Here is a 13,853-nt window from a genome sequence, read left to right as displayed (position 1 = left end):
GTGTGGGCGTGGCACGAAAGCGAATAAATATCAGCAGATCGAAAGCAGCTATTGCGGTTGTTGTAACTGTGGGGCTCGTTTTTGGTGTGCGGCTGGTTGATCTGCAGGTGGTAAACGGCCCCGCGCTCGCGGCGCAATCACAGGGCAAGCGTGCCGTGCCGGTGCAAGTGCCGGCGCTGAGAGGCAGCATCGTTGATGCGAACGGTCAGGTGTTGGCTGTTACCGATGAACGTTACGATGTGCAGCTCTCGCCAAAAAACACCAAGGTGCGCAACGGTATTTTCTACCGGGGAAATGAAGCAACCACAGCGGAAGAAGCTTTTGCCGAAATTGCTGAGGTGATAGGTCAGAAGCCTGAAGAGGTAAAGAAAATTGTCGACGATGCTCTCGCAGAGGATCCTGACTCTGATTTTGCTTATGTGAAGCGATCAGTTGATCTCACAACACTTAATCGCCTCAAACAGCTCGGCATTCCGTGGTTGACCTTCAGCTCAGTTTTTAACCGTGTTTACCCTAACGGAGCTGTTGCGGGCAACATAATTGGGTTCGTTGGATCCGATGGTGCTGCGCAAGCGGGGGTAGAGCTGTCGCAGGATGAGTGCCTAACCGGTGAAAGCGGTGTGGAAACCTATGAACGCTCAGCTGACGGTGTGCAACTGCCTGGCAGCCGTGTTATCGAGAAACCCGTGCGCAACGGCGGTCAGCTGCAACTCACAATTGACCGCGACCTGCAGTGGGAGTTGCAGCAACGCACCAACGAAATCCGCGATAAAGCGCAGGCTGAGTGGGTTATGCAGGTGCTGATGAACGTGAAAACCGGAGAGCTGGTTGCGGTCGCAGAAGACTACTCCGTCGATCCGAACAATGTTGCAGCCAGCGAGCCGAGCCACCGAGATTCGCGCGCTTTCCTGCTGCCATACGAACCGGGATCAACCTATAAGACTGTAACGATGGCAGCGCTTTTGGATCAGGGGCAGATCACTCCCGAAACTCAAAACCTGACGCCCTGGACCTGGAACCCTGAGCCTAATGTGCTGTTCCGCGACTCTTTTGCACACGCCGATACGCCCTGGACCGCAACCGGTATTCTTGAACGGTCGTCAAACGTTGGCACAGCGATGCTTGGCAGTCGGCTCGACCGCGAAACCCGCTTCAACTACATGACCAGCTTCGGGCTCGGCCGCTCAACCCAAGCCGGAATGCCGTTTGAAGACGCGGGCCTGCTGTATCCTGCCGAACAGTGGGATGCGCAAACCAGCTACAACGTCATGTTTGGGCAGGGTGTTTCCAGCACTATTGTGCAAACCGCTGCTATCTATCAGACGATTGCTAACAACGGAGTCTACGTCCCACCGACTCTTATCAAAAACTGCACCGCATCTGACGGTGAAATAACCACCCACGATGCGGGAGAATCCCATCGCGTAATTAGTGAGGGAGCAGCACAGCAACTGCAAAACATGCTTGAGAACGTTGCTAACGCTGACTGGCCTGGCAAAGAAATCAGCATCGATGGTTACCGCCTCGCCGGAAAAACAGGCACAGCAGAGCAGTCAGACGGGCAGGGCGGGCTGCGCAGCGACTTCGTCCACTCGTTTGCAGGTTACTTCCCCGCGGATAACCCGCAATACGTGCTGGTGACCTCGGTCGCCTTCCCGAAGAATGGCCACGGTGGTGTTGCTGCGGTTGGCACCTGGAAACAGAGCGCAGAAGCTGCGATCCGGCATTTTAAAATCGAGCCCTCCACAGGGAGCTTCCAAGATATTCCGGAGGAGTACTAGTGCGGATCGCGGTCACCGGAAGACACTATGCGGCTGAGACCGCACACTTACTGTCGACATATCTACGCCTGCTGGGTCGTGATATCGAAGTTGGAGTGCTTTCAGAGCAGGAGATAGCTAACGCCCTTGTGAACGGCACTGCACTACCCGCAATTGAGACACTGGTTTTTAGCGGATTTAAAACGCTTGGCCAACCGGCAAATGAGGCAGAAAAGAACAGCTTTAAAACATTCGCACAGTTTTTTGCAGCTGCGACTGCGGCACAAGCGGTGATTAACGTCAACGACAGCAGCGGGGCGCATCTAGCGAAGCGAGCCCAGGGTGAAGTGGTGCGCTATTCCTCTGAATACGGGCAGACCGCCGACTGGTATCTCGCGGTTACAAACCACAACATAAACGCTGTGAGCTTTGCGATGCAGGGGCCTGAAGACGGCTATCTTCGAGGGCGGCTCGCCACCTTCTCGACCGATTTGGCCACAGCTGCTGGGCTTGCGCTTGCGACTTTGGCGACCGTTGGCGTGCCGATAGCTGAGATCGCCGCGATGTTGAAAAATGTTGGTTCACTAGAGGTGGATTGCGGCGCACGCTTGTCGGCAGCGCAGACAGCACCGCTCTTGGTTGAGCACAACATTGTCGGCCTCGTGTATCTGCGCGATCTGCTTGACGCGCTAACCGATGTGGCACCCGGAGAGGTGCGGATCGTGCTCGACGCCGAAACAGTTGCAGCCCGCTGCGATGCTAAAGAGTCTGCCATGATCGGAGCTCAAGCTGCGCACTCCGGGCATCTGCTGTATGTTGCCTGCGAAACCGCGCAGAATGTTAGAGAGGGGATCGCTGCCAGCGGTGGCCGAGCTCAGGTCTCTTATTACACTTCGGTATCTGAAGCTAAAGTTGCGGCCGGTGCAAACTGCGATGCGAGTACAGTAGTTCTTTATGCGGGTGAGATTACAAACGCGCCGCTGACAGCATAAAGAACCAGAAAATCTTAAGGGGGCAGCCTTGATCGCACTGACTTTGCAAGAAATTGCCGATGCGGTTTCTGGGAACCTTAAGCTTGCGGCGGGATACTCTGCAACAAGTATTGTGAGCGGCGACGCCAAGACCGATTCGCGCGAGGTTAAACCGGGGGAGATTTATTTTGCGCGCCGCGGGCAGGTGACAGACGGGCATCGTTTCATTGGAAACGCGGTAGAGGTCGGTGCGGCGCTAATTATCGGTGAGGATCAGCAAGATAATCTGAGCGTGCCGCAGATAATTGTTGACAGTGCTGACACCGCGCTCGGCAGCTTGGCGAAATACGTCGTCACAAAAGCGAAGCGAGAGCACGGTCTGAAAGTAGTTGCGATAACCGGCTCCAACGGCAAAACTACCACCAAGAATTTGCTTGCCAAGATGCTCGGCCGGCTTGGAAACACAGTCGCATCAGAAAAATCGTTTAACAACGAAGTTGGTGGCCCGCTGACAATGCTGCGCGTCTGTCAGGAAACCGAATACTTAGTTGTTGAAATGGGCGCAAGCGCCCGTGGTGAGATTGCGCTGCTCACCAGTATGGCGCAGCCTGACTACGGCGTTGTTTTGATGGTTGGAAAAGCGCACGCCGGCGGGTTTGGCGGGATCCAGACAACCGCGGCAACCAAGGGTGAAATGGTTGAGGCCCTAACGGCAGAGGGGGTTGCGGTGCTGAACGCAAACGATCCTCTCGTTGCAGCGATGCAGCAGCAGGCGCGCGGCCGTGTGCGCTGGTTCGATGCAACAGGAACAGTGAGTGCCGCAGAAGTGACTGCCGCAGAGATTACGGTCAGCGCCGCAGGAACTAGCTTCATCCTCACAGTCGATGGAGTCTCAAAACCCGTGAATTTCCCGGTGCTCGGTGAGCACCACGTTGCAAATGCGCTCGCTGCGGCAGCTGTTGCAAGTGATCTTGGCCTAGATCTTCAGAACATTGTGGAAGTGTTGGAAGCGACTGTGCGCCCCGCAAAGTGGCGCATGGAGGTTTCCCAGCTGCCTAACGAAGTAACCCTGATTAACGACGCCTACAACGCGAGCCCTGAGTCTATGGCCGCTGCCCTAAAAACGCTGACACAAATTGCAGATCCCGCGGGGCGGAGCATCGCAGTGCTGGGTGCAATGAGTGAGCTGGGAGATGAATCCGGCCCAGAACACGACCGTATCGGTTTGCTTGCGGTGCGGTTGCGCATCGGGCAGGTTGTTGTCGTTGGTGAAAACAATCGCCGGATGTATATTTCCGCTATCAACGAGGGCGCCTGGAGCGAGTCGGAAGCAAAATATTTCCCCTCTAGCGCAGAGGCTCTCACCTATCTGCGGGATGAAATTAAACCGCACGACACAGTGCTCATCAAATCATCCAACGCTGCCGGACTAAGATTTTTAGGTGACGACCTGAAGGAGGCACTGAGTTGATCGCCGTAGTGCTTGCTGGCATTATCGCGCTGGCTCTGTCGCTGTTTTTCACACCACTGTTTGTGCGAGTGCTGACGAGATTGAGCTGGGGGCAGTTCATTCGTGAAGACGGGCCGGAAAGTCACCACTCAAAGCGCGGCACTCCGACAATGGGGGGCCTCTGGTTTGTGACCGCCGCAGTTTTTGCCTACTTTGTGGCAAAACTAATTGCGGGGGAGACCCCGACTCTGTCAGCCCTGCTCATCTTCTGGCTCTCTCTCGGGTGCGGTCTTGTCGGTTTTATTGATGACTACCTGAAGGTTAAAAAAGAGCAGTCATTGGGCCTTGGCGGCTGGGCTAAGATTATCGGCCAGGTTCTGGTTGGGGGCGTTTTTGCTCTTGTTGCAATTAACTTCCCGAATGATGCCGGCGTTACACCGGCGTCTACAGCGATATCACTGTTTCGTGATACGTCAATCGATTTTTTTGTGATGGGCACAGTTGTCGGCGTGATCCTGTTTGTGCTCTGGATCCTGCTTATTACAACAGCGACCTCCAACGCAGTGAATCTGACAGATGGTCTTGACGGCTTGGCGGCAGGCACCTCAATTTTGGTTTTCTTTGCATACCTCATTATTAGCTTTTGGCAGTTCTCCCAAAGCTGTGTCTATAAGCCAGAAGTGACTGGCTGCTACCAGGTGCGTGACCCGCTCGACTTAGCTGTGGTTGCCGCAGCCTTCGCCGGCGCGTTGGTTGGATTCCTGTGGTGGAACACCTCACCAGCGTTGCTCTACATGGGTGACACCGGTTCGATGGCAATCGGTGGCGCGGTAGCGGGATTTGCGATCCTCACCCGCACTGAACTGCTGCTGATCGTGCTCGGGGGGCTCTTCCTGATGGAAGCGGGATCTGTGATTTTGCAGCGACTCTACTTTAAAGCAACCGGCGGTAAGCGCATCTTCCTAATGAGCCCGATCCATCACCACTTCGAACTGAAGGGCTGGAAGGAAGTGACAATTGTTGTGCGCTTTTGGATTATCGCTGGCGCGCTGGTGCTGGTCGGTGTTGCGCTCTTCTACGCTGAATGGGTGGTGCTAAGTGGCTAATCTAAGCGCTGACCGGTTAGCCGGTCTCAACAGCTGGTATGCAGATTGGAGAGGTTTGCGGGTGGCCGTGCTCGGGCTCGGCGTCACTGGGTTTTCAGTCGCTGATACACTCGCAGAACTCGGCTCTGAAGTGCGGGTAATTGCCGGTTCTAACGACCCCGACCGTGAGCGCTTATTAGAGGTGATTGGCGCAGATTTTTTTGCCGGCGATGAAGAGGCGATGCTGCGTTCACTGATTGAGTTTGATCCGCATCTGATGGTTATCTCACCAGGTTTCTACCCGGGAAACCCCTTCGACGCCTGGGCCGTAGAAAACGATGTTGCGGTGTGGGGCGATATTGATCTTGCGTGGCGGGTGCGCGACAAAGTGCACGCGGCTGAATGGTTGTGCGTCACCGGAACCAACGGGAAAACCACCACCACCCAGCTCGCTGCGCACATGCTGCTAGCTGCGGGAAAGCGTGTTGCCCCGGTCGGTAACATCGGTGTTCCGGTGCTGGATGCGGTGCGGGACCCTGCGGGCTTTGACGTGTTGGTTGTAGAGCTCTCCAGTTTTCAGCTCGCTCGGGTGCGCGACATAGAGCCACACGCCAGCGTTTGCCTAAATATTGCTGCGGATCATATTGACTGGCACGGCAGCTTTGAACAATACATTGCCGATAAGGCAAATGTGTTTGAGCGCACCAAAGCAGCGTGCATCTACAACCGCGCAGACGATAATACTTTGCGCATGGTGGAAAACGCGGATGTGCGCGAGGGGGCGCGGGCGGTTAGCTTCGGCCTAGATGTGCCCCCGGTCTCCGGCTTCGGCGTTGTTGAGGGCTTGCTTGCGGATCGCGGCTACCACCAGGAACGCAAAACCTCAGCGCTTGAAATTGTGACACTGACTGAACTGCAGGAGCGGGGGCTTTTGCAGCCGCACACGATCGAGAATATTTTAGCTGCGACCGCGCTGGTGCGCTCTCTCGATATCGACCCGGCTGCCATACGTGAAGCAATTTTAGGCTTTACACCAGACAGGCACCGCTGCGAGTTAGTGGCGGTCGCTGATGATGTGCGTTGGGTGAACGATTCAAAAGCAACAAATGCGCACGCAGCGAGAGCCAGTCTTGCCACAAGCGAGAGCATTGTGTGGATCGTCGGTGGCCTTTTGAAGGGCGTCGATATTTCTGAGCTTATTGCCAAAAATGCGAATCGTCTGCGCGCTGCGATTGTAATTGGGGCAGAGCAGACAGCGGTCACAGAAGCCTTTGCTCAGATGGCACCCGATGTTGCTGTTTATCCGATAGCCGCGCGTGCAGGCCTGCCGGTGATGTTGGAAGCTGTCGCAAAAGCGCAGCAGCTTGCGAAGGCAGGTGATACGGTGCTGCTGGCGCCTGCTGCTGCCTCCATGGATCAGTTTGCCAGTTACGCAGACCGGGGTGAGCAGTTCGTCGCCGCGGTGCGAGAGATTGTTGCAGGTTAGCTATGGCTGAGACGGGCGGGCTCGAAAACAACCTCCGCGGCGTGGTGAGCTGGGTGCGTAAACCACGCGCTAACAGTATTGAGTACTGGCTGTGGGTTGTTGTCTGTGGGCTGGTCGGATTCGGCACCCTGATGGTTGCTTCCGCATCGTCGATCACCTCATTCGAGGCGAACCGCAGCCCCTGGGGTGATGGTTTTAGGCACCTTGGATTCGCTATTGCCGGTGTGCTGTTAATGATCGCTGCTGCACGGATTCCGCTGCGCTATTATGAGCGGTTTGCGCCCTTCCTATTTCTGGGTGCCTTTGGTGTGCAACTGTTGGTGTTTACACCCCTGGGCGTTGAGGTTTGGGGCAACCGAAATTGGCTAAGAATTGGCGGCTTCTCTCTGCAACCATCGGAATTTATGAAAATTGCGATGCTGCTCATGGTTGCCTCCTTCGCGGCTATCCACTTTAAGAAACGGCTGGCCGTGGGGGCAGAGATTATTCGCTATTTGGCTTTAGCGGGTGTCGCGATCGGCCCGGTGATCCTAGGTCACGATCTCGGCACAGCAAGTGTTATGGGATTGGCCTTTGGTGGTGCGCTATTTTTTGGCGGCACACGGTGGAAAACCATCCTCTCGTTCGGCGGTATTCTTGCAGCTTTTGCATTCTTTTTTGTGATTACCAGCCCGAACCGACTGCGGCGCATCATGAGCCTTAGTGGCGGTGGTGATGATTATGTTGGGCTCGACTGGCAACCACTGCACGGCGTGTGGGCACTGGCCAGCGGCGGGCTGGTTGGAGCAGGATTGGGCAACTCAAAAGCTAAATGGCAGTGGCTGCCAGCGGCAGAAAACGACTATATTTTTTCAATCATCGGTGAAGAGCTCGGACTAATTGGCACTGTGTCCGTGATTCTCGCGTACATTGTGCTGTCTGTCTTGCTGGTGCGTGTGATTCGGATCGCCCCGACAGTTTTCGGAAAATCGCTTGTGGGCGGCATTATGGTGTGGATCATCGGTCAGGCGTTGGTGAATATTGCTGTTGTTTTGCGTCTGATGCCGGTGCTCGGTGTGCCGCTGCCGCTGATTTCGATGGGTGGCACCGCGCTTATCTCGTGTCTATCGGCTATGGGAATTGTGATTGCTGTGTTACGCGATGCAAATAAGCAAAACAGCGGTGATAGCTTAAGCAAATTTGAAGCGTAGGTGGGAAGAAAGAAAACAATGACCGTTTATCTGTTAGCCGGCGGAGGCACCGCAGGCCACGTAAATCCGCTGCTTGCGCTTGCCGAAGTTATTCGAGAGCGCGATCCGCACGCTGAAATTATTGCTTTGGGAACTCTCGAAGGGCTTGAGTCGCGTCTTGTGCCGGAGCGCGGATTTGAGTTGGTGGTGATTCCGCGTCTCCCGTTTCCGCGCCGCCCGAACGCAGCTGCGCTGAAGTTCCCTGCGAAATATCGTTCGGCCGTGCAGCAGGTGCGCCAGTTGATCCGGCACCGCGGTGTTGATGTTGTTGTCGGGTTTGGTGGATATGCAGCCTCTCCCGCTTACAGCGCCGCACGCAAGGAGGGTGTGCCGATTGTTATTCACGAAGCAAACGCAAAGCCCGGTCTAGCAAATAAATTGGGGGCTCGATACACCGATTTTGTTGCTGTGACTTTTGCGAACACACCGCTTAAAAACGCCCGCGTGACCGGAATGCCGTTGCGCCGTGAGATTGAGGCGCTCGACCGCAGAGCCTTACGAAAAGAAGCGTGCGCGCACTTTGGCCTCGATGCAGAGAAGCCAACGCTGCTTGTGACCGGTGGTTCGCTTGGCGCGAAGGGCATAAATGAGGGTGTTTCACAAAATGCGCAGGAGATTATCGATAGCGGAGCCCAGGTTTTACATATTTGGGGAGGGCTGACTGAGCTCAAAGATCCGAATGTGCCCGGCTATCAGGTGCTGTCCTACTGCGATCGTATGGATCTTGCCTTCAGCGCTGCACACCTGATTGTGTCACGTGCCGGCTCCACCACAGTTAGCGAAATAGCCGGCCTTGGTATTCCTGCAATTTTTGCGCCCTATCGGCACGGTAACGGTGAGCAAGCGCTGAACTGTCAGGTGGTTGTGCAGGCCGGGGGAGCGCTGATGGTTGAGGATCAGGATCTCACAACCGAATTTGTGCGGCACACTTTGATCCCGCTGTTGCACGATAGTGAGAGTCTTGAGGCAATGTCGCAAGCGGCGAAAACGGTCGGGGTGCTTGATGGCGCAGAGCAACTGTTTGCCTTGGTTAGCGAAGCGCTAGCGGCGCGTAATCAGTAACTCTTACGGCAGTCCGCGGTACGCTAGCTAGCATGATTTACCCCGATCTTGACCTAGAGATCCCAGACGATCTCGGTCGCGTCCATTTTGTTGGAATTGGCGGCTCCGGGATGCACGGTATCGCGCGCATGTTGCACGCCCGTGGGGTTTTCGTGACCGGCTCAGATCGTAGCGAAAACGCGGCCACAAAAGCTCTTAAGGAGCTTGGGGTAACCGTGCACATAGGGCATGCTGCTGAGCACGTTGCGGGCGCCGATACGCTGGTTGTTACGGGAGCGCTGTGGCAGGATAATCCGGAATACCAGTACGCCTTGCAAAACAACATTCCCGTGCTGCACCGCTCACAGGCGCTTGCGTGGCTCACCCGTAACCGTCGGCTGGTGGCTGTTGCTGGGGCGCACGGTAAAACAACCTCGACCGGCATGGTTGTTACCGGTCTTCTTGGGGTTGGTGCCGATCCGTCATTTGTGAACGGCGGAGTTATTGAAAGCTTGCGTGTGAGCGCGCGTGACGGAGTTGATGACACCTTCATCATTGAAGCGGATGAGTCGGATCGCTCATTCCTGCTTTATGACACTGCGATTGCGGTGATTACCAACGTTGATCCCGAGCACCTTGATTTTTACGGGTCGCGCGAAAACTTCATGCAGGCCTTTGTTGATTTTGCGCGTGCCGCTTCTGAGGTTGTCATTGCCTCAAGTGACGATCCCGGCACGCAGGAGGTGCTGGCAGCTCTGCCGGAGGCAACCAGGGTTGTGACCTTTGGGCTCGCAGAAACTGCCGATGTGCGAGTCTCCGAGATTGATGTGACCGGTCCGGTTGCTTTTACTGTTACCGCGAACGGCGAGAGTGTTCGCACTCAGCTGCAGGTCTTTGGTGCGCACAATGCGGTTAACGCTGCCGGTGCTGTCGCCACTCTTTTACACCTCGGCTATATCCTGCGAGAGGCTGCGGCAGCGGTTGCAAACTTTGCGGGCACCAAGCGGCGCTTTGAATTTCACGCGGAGATTGGTGGTGTGCGTATTTATGACGACTATGCACACCACCCCACGGAGGTTGCGGCTCTGCTTGCCGCTGCGCGACCTGTCGCGCAGCCGGGCCGGTTGATTGCTGTGCATCAGCCACACCTTTTCTCTCGCACACAACACTTCCATAAAGAGTTTGCCGAGGTGTTAGAGAACGGCGCTGATTACACAATCGTGCTCCCAGTTGACGGCGCACGCGAAGACCCGGTGCCAGGAGTAACCGGCGCGCTTGTGTCGAATGATTTTAATAATCAGGACAGAGTGCGTTATATCGATAACTGGGCTGATGCTGCTGCGCACGTCGCTGAAATAGCTAAGCCTGGAGATCTCTTCGTCACAATGAGCTGCGGATCGGTCTATCAAATAATTCCGCAGCTTGTCGAAGAATTGATTGCTGCAAACCCCGCTGCAGACACGAGGTTAGCGCCGGGCTTTTAAGCGGAAAGTAAACTGATTAGGTGAAGCGACCAAGCGGTTTTGATCGCCCACAGCGCCAAGATTCAGCGTTGGGGGAGAGGAAAGCTGCCCAAACACCTAAAGAAAACGAGACAGAATCGCACGCAAACCCAGTGCCTGATTCTGAATCAGAAACATTAATCATCTCGCCGGCAGAGACCGATTCTGATGAGGTGCGTCTTTTTCGACGCCCTAAAAAGCGGGATGAAGCGCTGCTATTGGCTGTCGAGCGCGCTCACCACCAGCAGCGTGAAGCTTCAGTGTGGGATGCCGATCACCTTGATCCGACTGAAAAAGAGAGCGTAGCAGGCGATGACAGCGAGCGGGGTGGGGTAGCAGCTGCCTCCGCTAAGCTGCGCGAACAGTTTACGGCTCTATGGAACGGCGGTAAAGAGCGCTTACGCGGGCCAGAGAATGTGCGATCCGCAAAACAGGAATTGAAAACGGTGCGGCGGAAGCTTAAGAAGCGCCGTCTGCTAAGCAATTTACGCATAGTCGCGGGCAGGCGCAAGCAGTTGCTGCGCGCTGCGATAGTTGGTGGCGCAGTTTTTCTGGTTGCGGGAACTGTTGCGGTTGGTGTGTATACGCCGTTAATGTCAGTGCAAGAATTTGAAATTACCGGCAACAGTGCCATTGAATCGAGTGCGCTTGAAGAGGCACTGCGGCCGCTGCAGGGCAAACCTATTGCGCTTGTGAGCAGTGAGGATGTTGCTGCGGCGCTAGAGCCTTTTGGGCTGGTGCAGCGATACACATACGAGACTGTGCCCCCGCACACCCTGGTTGTCAGAATTCAGGAGCGACAGGCGGTGCTGGCGCTGGAGAGTGCGGGAAACTTCACCTATGTTGACGCTGCCGGGGTGACGCTGTTTGAGAATGCGGATCCACCAACGGTGCCCGTTGCAAAAGAACAGGCCGCTGTGCCCGGCTCGAAAGGGTTTTTTGCCGCCGCTGAAGTGTTGCGCGATATTGCTCCGGAGTTGCGGGCAGAGATTGCTGAGGTGAGCGCGACCACTTCACAAGATGTGGTGTTCAGGATGCGCGATGGGCTCACTCTGCGGTGGGGCAGCGCCGAAGATACCGCCTTAAAATCAGTGATTTATGCACGGATGCGTGGCGCGCTTGCTGACCGCAGCATTTCAGTTATTGATGTGAGCTCTACTGAATCTCCTGTTTTTGGATAATTTAGATAGTTTTGTCACGCGTCTCGGTGTGTCTGCGCCGACCTAAGTGTGTCTGCAAATAGTTTTTACTTAAAGAACTACTCAGTATATAGTTTAAGGTTCAACCTGAACCTTAAGGTTGTAGCGAAGGGCGCGGAAGTTATGCACAGCATTTCACCGGCGGTGATCAAGGTTGTAGGTGTCGGTGGCGGCGGCGTAAATGCCGTTGACAGGATGATCGCTCGTAACCTGCGTGGCGTCGAGTTTATTGCGATTAACACCGATCAGCAGGCGCTTGATTCAAGCGAAGCAGACGTTAAACTCGATATCGGCCGCGAAAAGACCCGCGGTCTCGGTGCAGGAGCAGACCCAGAAGTTGGGCGTCAGGCAGCTGAAGATCATATTGAAGAGATTGAAGCGGCGGTTTCTGGCGCGGATATGGTGTTTATCACCGCCGGTGAGGGTGGTGGCACAGGCACCGGTGCTGCGCCAGTTGTCGCAAAGGTTGCTAAGTCAATCGGGGCGCTAACAATCGGTGTTGTAACCCGTCCATTCTCGTTTGAGGGGAAGCGCCGCAGCGCACAGGCTGATCTGGGTATTCACCGCTTACGTGAAGAGGTTGACACTCTGATCGTTGTGCCAAACGATCGCCTGCTCGATATTTCAGAGCCTGGAATTAGCATGCTCGATGCGTTTGCTGAGGCAGACCAGGTGCTGTTGGCCGGTGTGCAGGGCATCACCGACCTGATCACAACCCCTGGTGTTATTAACCTCGACTTTGCAGACGTGAAGTCGGTTATGCAGGGCGCTGGAACCGCGCTTATGGGTATTGGTGTTGCGCGCGGCGCAGATCGCGCGATCAAAGCTGCTGAGCACGCGATTAACTCGCCTCTCTTGGAAACCGCAATTGAGGGAGCGCACGGTGTGCTCTTCTCGATCCAGGGCTCCTCAAACCTGAGCTTGAGCGAAATTACCGAAGCGTCTTCGCTTGTGCAGGCGGTTGTGCACGAAGAAGCTAACATCATCATCGGTACCATTGTTGATGAGTCCCTTGGCGATGATGTGCGCATCACTGTAATTGCTGCCGGCTTTGACGACCAGGCGGCAAAGCGTAGCGCGCCGCGGCCGGCTGTGCAGCGTGCTGCAGCCCCAGCAGTGGCGGCAGAAGCTGTGAATGAAACCGGCCCGGTTGTTGCCCCAGGCGCTAACGCTACCGGCGGTGTGCCAGATTTTGCTGCCCACCCTGCGCCTTTGGAGCAGCAAATATCAGATCCTGCGTTTGATGCAGACGATGACGATCTAGACATCCCAGATTTCCTGAAGTAATTAGGTATCCGAAAGATTTAATAGGAGCAGATAATGGCAAATCCAATGAAGAAGGCCATGGTTTACCTCGGGTTAGCTGAGGAAGAACTGGCGCCCAGCGAGAACGAGACTGAGGTTGTTGAGGCCCCTGCAGGTCGCGGTCAGAAGCACCTAACCGAACAGCCTGTTGGAGCCGGAAACGTGACTCCGCTGCACGCGGTCACTCCAACATATAGCGCGCAGGCGCAACCGCTCAGCGAGATCCTGACCGTGCATCCGACGCACTATGCAGAAGCTCCTGTGATTGCAGAAAATTTCCGCGAGGGCGTTCCCGTCATCATCAACCTGTCGCGAATGAGCGACGTTGACAGCAAGCGTCTAATCGACTTCGCTTCAGGTCTTGTGATGGGCTTGAACGGTCATTTTGAGCGCGTTACTGGAAAGGTTTTCTTGCTCACCCCGGCACATATTGCCGTAGGAGAGCCAGCAGACGAAGAAAACGCAAATGACAGCGGCTCATTCTTTATAGCGCCCGCTGCCCAGTAAATAGCTGTCTCAGATGGGGATACTGGCCGTTGTTATCAGCATCGCGTTCCTTGCGCTGCGCATCTATTTGTATGTGCTCTGGGCGCGCCTGATAATTGACTGGGTGCTGGTCTTAAACCGACGTTTTCGCCCCCGCGGCATAGTATTGGTGCTGTTTGAAATAATTTTTACGGTTACTGATCCGCCGCTAAAGCTGATACGACGCTGGGTAAAACCAGTGCGAGTCGGGGAAGTCATGCTAGACCTGTCACTGATGATCCTGATGTTCGCAATTATTGTCCTTATGAATGTGCTGACATTTGTTGTGTTGCGCTAGCT

Annotated in this window: 12 protein-coding genes; all 12 read left to right on the top strand. The window is 55.3% G+C overall.

Translation table 11 applies throughout. From position 1 onward, the window contains the following. Positions 1–8 precede the first annotated feature (8 nt). The 12 genes from HCR00_RS02840 to HCR00_RS02785 all read left to right on the top strand — a co-directional run bounded on the left by HCR00_RS02840 (position 9) and on the right by HCR00_RS02785 (position 13,851). The gene (locus HCR00_RS02840) at positions 9–1,781 is read left to right on the top strand and encodes a peptidoglycan D,D-transpeptidase FtsI family protein (protein WP_167142539.1); all 1,773 of its coding nucleotides are present in this window, start codon (positions 9–11) and stop codon (positions 1,779–1,781) included. Further along, positions 1,781–2,752 (top strand): hypothetical protein, encoded by a 972-nt coding sequence (locus HCR00_RS02835; RefSeq protein ID WP_167142536.1) that lies wholly within the window; start codon positions 1,781–1,783, stop codon positions 2,750–2,752. Before HCR00_RS02840 ends, HCR00_RS02835 begins: the two co-directional genes overlap by 1 nt. A 28-nt stretch (positions 2,753–2,780) precedes the next feature. Beyond that, complete coding sequence (locus tag HCR00_RS02830; RefSeq protein ID WP_167142533.1) at positions 2,781–4,202, top strand: UDP-N-acetylmuramoyl-tripeptide--D-alanyl-D-alanine ligase; 1,422 nt, start codon at positions 2,781–2,783, stop codon at positions 4,200–4,202. Then, positions 4,199–5,287 carry a phospho-N-acetylmuramoyl-pentapeptide-transferase gene (gene mraY, locus HCR00_RS02825; protein ID WP_166984558.1) on the top strand — a complete coding sequence of 363 codons (1,089 nt, stop codon included), beginning with the start codon at positions 4,199–4,201 and terminating at the stop codon, positions 5,285–5,287. Before HCR00_RS02830 ends, mraY begins: the two co-directional genes overlap by 4 nt. Continuing rightward, the gene (murD, locus tag HCR00_RS02820; RefSeq protein WP_167142531.1) at positions 5,280–6,752 is read left to right on the top strand and encodes a UDP-N-acetylmuramoyl-L-alanine--D-glutamate ligase; all 1,473 of its coding nucleotides are present in this window, start codon (positions 5,280–5,282) and stop codon (positions 6,750–6,752) included. The genes mraY and murD overlap by 8 nt, the downstream gene beginning before the upstream one ends. 2 nt (positions 6,753–6,754) lie before the next feature. Next, positions 6,755–7,942, top strand: coding sequence for an FtsW/RodA/SpoVE family cell cycle protein (locus HCR00_RS02815; protein ID WP_167142528.1), 1,188 nt, complete (start codon positions 6,755–6,757; stop codon positions 7,940–7,942). An 18-nt stretch (positions 7,943–7,960) separates the two neighbouring features. Further along, positions 7,961–9,043 carry a UDP-N-acetylglucosamine--N-acetylmuramyl-(pentapeptide) pyrophosphoryl-undecaprenol N-acetylglucosamine transferase gene (locus HCR00_RS02810; RefSeq protein ID WP_167142526.1) on the top strand — a complete coding sequence of 361 codons (1,083 nt, stop codon included), beginning with the start codon at positions 7,961–7,963 and terminating at the stop codon, positions 9,041–9,043. A gap of 32 nt (positions 9,044–9,075) precedes the next feature. Then, positions 9,076–10,506, top strand: a complete 1,431-nt coding sequence (murC, locus tag HCR00_RS02805; protein WP_167142523.1) for a UDP-N-acetylmuramate--L-alanine ligase — start codon at positions 9,076–9,078, stop codon at positions 10,504–10,506. A gap of 20 nt (positions 10,507–10,526) precedes the next feature. Next, positions 10,527–11,705, top strand: coding sequence for a cell division protein FtsQ/DivIB (locus HCR00_RS02800; protein ID WP_167142520.1), 1,179 nt, complete (start codon positions 10,527–10,529; stop codon positions 11,703–11,705). 141 nt (positions 11,706–11,846) lie between these two features. Next, entirely contained in the window at positions 11,847–13,010 is a 1,164-nt protein-coding gene (ftsZ, locus tag HCR00_RS02795) for a cell division protein FtsZ (RefSeq protein WP_167142517.1), read from the top strand. A gap of 33 nt (positions 13,011–13,043) precedes the next feature. Beyond that, positions 13,044–13,535 (top strand): cell division protein SepF, encoded by a 492-nt coding sequence (locus tag HCR00_RS02790; RefSeq protein ID WP_167142514.1) that lies wholly within the window; start codon positions 13,044–13,046, stop codon positions 13,533–13,535. Positions 13,536–13,548: 13 nt separating this feature from the next. Beyond that, on the top strand, positions 13,549–13,851 hold the full coding sequence (locus HCR00_RS02785; RefSeq protein WP_243854510.1) for a YggT family protein: 303 nt from the start codon (positions 13,549–13,551) through the stop codon (positions 13,849–13,851). Positions 13,852–13,853 lie beyond the last annotated feature (2 nt).

Origin of the sequence: Canibacter zhoujuaniae, assembly GCF_011752005.1 — a bacterium.
Taxonomy (GTDB): domain Bacteria; phylum Actinomycetota; class Actinomycetes; order Actinomycetales; family Microbacteriaceae; genus Canibacter; species Canibacter zhoujuaniae.
Note: the sequence above shows the minus strand (reverse complement) of the source record. Positions and strands in the feature narration are given on the sequence as shown.

Bases quoted from the DNA above. Each gene is read 5' to 3' on its own strand.
- HCR00_RS02815 (WP_167142528.1), top strand. From the start codon at position 6,755: ATGGCTGAGACGGGCGGGCTCGAAAACAACCTCCGCGGCGTGGTGAGC.
- HCR00_RS02810 (WP_167142526.1), top strand. From the start codon at position 7,961: ATGACCGTTTATCTGTTAGCCGGCGGAGGCACCGCAGGCCACGTAAAT.
- murC (WP_167142523.1), top strand. From the start codon at position 9,076: ATGATTTACCCCGATCTTGACCTAGAGATCCCAGACGATCTCGGTCGC.
- ftsZ (WP_167142517.1), top strand. From the start codon at position 11,847: ATGCACAGCATTTCACCGGCGGTGATCAAGGTTGTAGGTGTCGGTGGC.
- HCR00_RS02790 (WP_167142514.1), top strand. From the start codon at position 13,044: ATGGCAAATCCAATGAAGAAGGCCATGGTTTACCTCGGGTTAGCTGAG.
- HCR00_RS02785 (WP_243854510.1), top strand. From the start codon at position 13,549: ATGGGGATACTGGCCGTTGTTATCAGCATCGCGTTCCTTGCGCTGCGC.